Below are 2813 nucleotides of genomic sequence, written 5' to 3' on the forward strand. Positions count from 1 at the left end.
GAATGATGTCACGCTGAAAATGCCGGCCTTTGAATGGGTTCATGTGCAGCTCCATCAGCAAAAGGGGATGATAAGTTTATCACCACCGACTATTTGCAACAGTGCCATACATCGTCTCCAGTGGGATCCCGGCGCGGGCGGCAAGCGCCATCGCTTCGGCGGCAACGGCGATGTGCACCCCGGCCAGCAGCTGATGGATAATTTTTACCGTCGAGCCAAGACCAATGTCGCTCCCGATGCGGTAGACTTTGCCGGCCACGGCGTCCAGCACCGGCGCGAGTCGGGCAAAGGCGGCATCGCTCCCGGAGGCCATCACCGTCATGTCGCCGGCGGCCGCTTTCACGGCGCCGCCCGATACCGGCGCGTCGAGCATCAATAGCTGGTACTCCGCCAGCGCCTCGGCAATGGCCTGAGCATCGGCGGAGGCGATGGTGGACGACACCATCACGACGGTGCCCGGCTTCAGATGGGCGGCGAGGCCGCTCTCGCCGAACAGGATCCCCCGCACCTGGGCGGCATTGACCACCAGCAGCACAACTGCATCCAGTTCCGCGGCGAACGGCACCGCGCTGGGGCCCGCGCCTTTGGCGCCCGCCGCCAGCAGTGCGCGACAGTTGTCGGGATTGATGTCAACGCCCCAGGTGTTCAGGCCCGCCTGCAGGCAGGCGCGGGCGGCGCCCATGCCCATTGAACCCAGTCCAATCACGCAGACGTTAGTGTGTGCAGCCATGCTGGTCTCCTTGTGAACATTAGTTAATTAATGTGATTTAATGATAGAATAAAGCGTTATCATGTGAATTTATGTGAGAGTTATCACGAATAACCCACATGAATATAAAAAATTCACAGGCGGAAAGAGGCTGCACAGCGGCGATTCTTGCCCTAAAATAGCGTAAAAAACAGCGGCAAAGCGCGATAACAACACCGGGTGTCGCCAGGGCCGTAGCCTGGGTGGTGACGCCTGGTGTGAAAAAATGGTAAGGGGAGAGCGGTGATTCCAATAGAACGACATCAGCGTATTTTAGCCCTGGTGGAGCAGCGTGGGGCGGTAAGCATTAACGAGCTGACGGAGATCCTCGGCGTGTCCCATATGACCATCCGTCGGGACGTCAGTAAACTGGAGGAGCAGGGGCTGCTGGTCAGCGTCTCGGGCGGCGTACGCGCCGTCAGCCGGCTGGCCGCGGAACCCAGTCATCTGGTGAAAAGCACGCTGCAGAGTGAGGAGAAACAGGCGATCGGCGCGCTGGCGGCGAGTCATATCGCTAAAAACAGTTGCATCTATCTGGATGCCGGGACTACCACCCTGGCGCTGGCGCGGGCGATCCTCGACCGGAACGATCTCCAGGTGGTCACCAATGATTTTGAGATAACCCAGCTGCTGATCGATGCCAGCCAGTGCGGCGTGATCCACACCGGCGGCACTCTGTGCCGGGAGAACCGCTCCTGCGTGGGCGAATCGGCGGCGCGTACGTTACGCCACCTGGCTATCGATACGGCCTTTATCTCCGCCAGCGGCTGGGACAGTCGCGGGATATTCACCCCTGATGAGAACAAGGTTACCGTCAAGGAGACCGTCAGCCAGGTCAGCGCGAGAAGCATCCTGCTGTGCGACAGTTCGAAATACAATCAGGTGGCCACGTTTATGGCGTTACCTTTGACCCGGTTCACCACCATCATTACCGACCGGCATCTTTCCGATGCCGCCGCCAGTCATATCGCCCGGCACGCCTGCGAGGTGCTGCGGGCCGGATAACGCGCGCGGCCACCGCCGGCTTAGCGTTGCCAGTGCTCGATCAGCGCCGCGCCGATCCCGGCGATTTGCTGATTTCGCTCGGCCATGCTCGCCGGCGTATCCCGCAGATAAATCACCACAATGCGCTCTGCTTTGTTATTCGGGCCAAGCAGGGCGACAATCCCGCGCGCACCCCGCTTGCTAGCTCCGGTCTTATCGGCGATAAACCAGCCCGCCGGCAGCACGGAGCGGATCAACGGTCCGGCGACCCGATCGTCCACCATCCACTGCAGCAGCTGCCGTTGCGAACGGGCGCTCAGACGCTGGCTGGTCAGCAGCTTGCGCAGGGTCGCGGCCATGCTGGCCGGGGTAGTGGTGTCGCGGGCGTCGCCGGGAAGCGCCTCATTCAGTTCCGTTTCCCAGCGGTCAAGGCGGGTGACGTTGTCGCCGATCTGGCGCAAAAAGGCAGTCAATCCTGCGGGGCCGCCGACGGTGGCCAGCAGCAGATTGGCGGCGCTGTTATCGCTCATGGTAATGGCGGCGGCGCAGAGTTCGCCGACCGTCATGCCGTCGGCAAGGTGTTTTTCGCTGACCGGCGAGTAGTCCACCAGATCCTGCTGGCGATAGTGGATCTTTCGCTCCAGCTGTTCGTCACCGGCATCCACCCGCGCCAGCACTGCGCCGCAGAGCACTACTTTAAAGGTGCTCATCATGGGAAAGCGTTCATCGGCGCGCCAGGCGGTCAGCGTGCGGCCGCTGGCCAGATCCATTTCTATCATGCCTACGCGGCCCGACAGCTGGCTTTCGCTTTGTTTAATTTGCTCAAGCGGCTGCGGGCTGGCGTGTACCGCCAGCGGCAGGGTGGCTAACAGGGAGATAATACACAGGCGAATATAACGCATAACCACAATACATCCTTGAGTGAAGGCCGATAAAGGCGAGTAAAGAAGCGACAAATAAGAATAACCCGGCGTTGGCACTGTTGCAAATAGTCGGTGGTGATAAACTTATCATCCCCTTTTGCTGATGGAGCTGCACATGAACCCATTCAAAGGCCGGCATTTTCAGCGTGACATCATTC

General features: G+C 60.2%; 3 protein-coding genes and 1 pseudogene. 1 reads left to right on the plus strand and 3 read right to left on the minus strand.

Annotation, left to right across the window (positions count from 1 at the left end; all coding sequences use genetic code 11):
- Nucleotides 1–88 precede the first annotated feature (88 nt).
- Nucleotides 89–730: pseudogene (locus ACOTZP_RS23740) on the minus strand (NAD(P)-dependent oxidoreductase); the annotation flags it as partial.
- Nucleotides 731–991: 261 nt separating this feature from the next.
- Between ACOTZP_RS23740 and ACOTZP_RS23745 the strand changes: the two are divergent.
- Nucleotides 992–1753 carry a DeoR/GlpR family DNA-binding transcription regulator gene (locus ACOTZP_RS23745; RefSeq protein ID WP_002210513.1) on the plus strand — a complete coding sequence of 254 codons (762 nt, stop codon included), beginning with the start codon at nt 992–994 and terminating at the stop codon, nt 1751–1753.
- A 20-nt stretch (nt 1754–1773) separates the two neighbouring features.
- Here ACOTZP_RS23745 and ACOTZP_RS23750 read toward each other — a convergent pair whose 3' ends face one another.
- Both ACOTZP_RS23750 and ACOTZP_RS23755 read right to left on the minus strand, forming a co-directional pair.
- Nucleotides 1774–2634 (minus strand): extended-spectrum class A beta-lactamase SHV-12, encoded by an 861-nt coding sequence (locus tag ACOTZP_RS23750; RefSeq protein ID WP_002904004.1) that lies wholly within the window; start codon nt 2632–2634, stop codon nt 1774–1776.
- Nucleotides 2555–2813: hypothetical protein (locus tag ACOTZP_RS23755; protein WP_218060112.1), on the minus strand; the 259-nt coding region annotated here is incomplete at its 5' end. The genes ACOTZP_RS23755 and ACOTZP_RS23750, both read right to left, overlap by 80 nt.

The sequence above is a fragment of the Enterobacter cloacae complex sp. SYL001 genome, from assembly GCF_049237025.1.
Taxonomy (GTDB): Bacteria; Pseudomonadota; Gammaproteobacteria; order Enterobacterales; family Enterobacteriaceae; genus Enterobacter; species Enterobacter intestinihominis.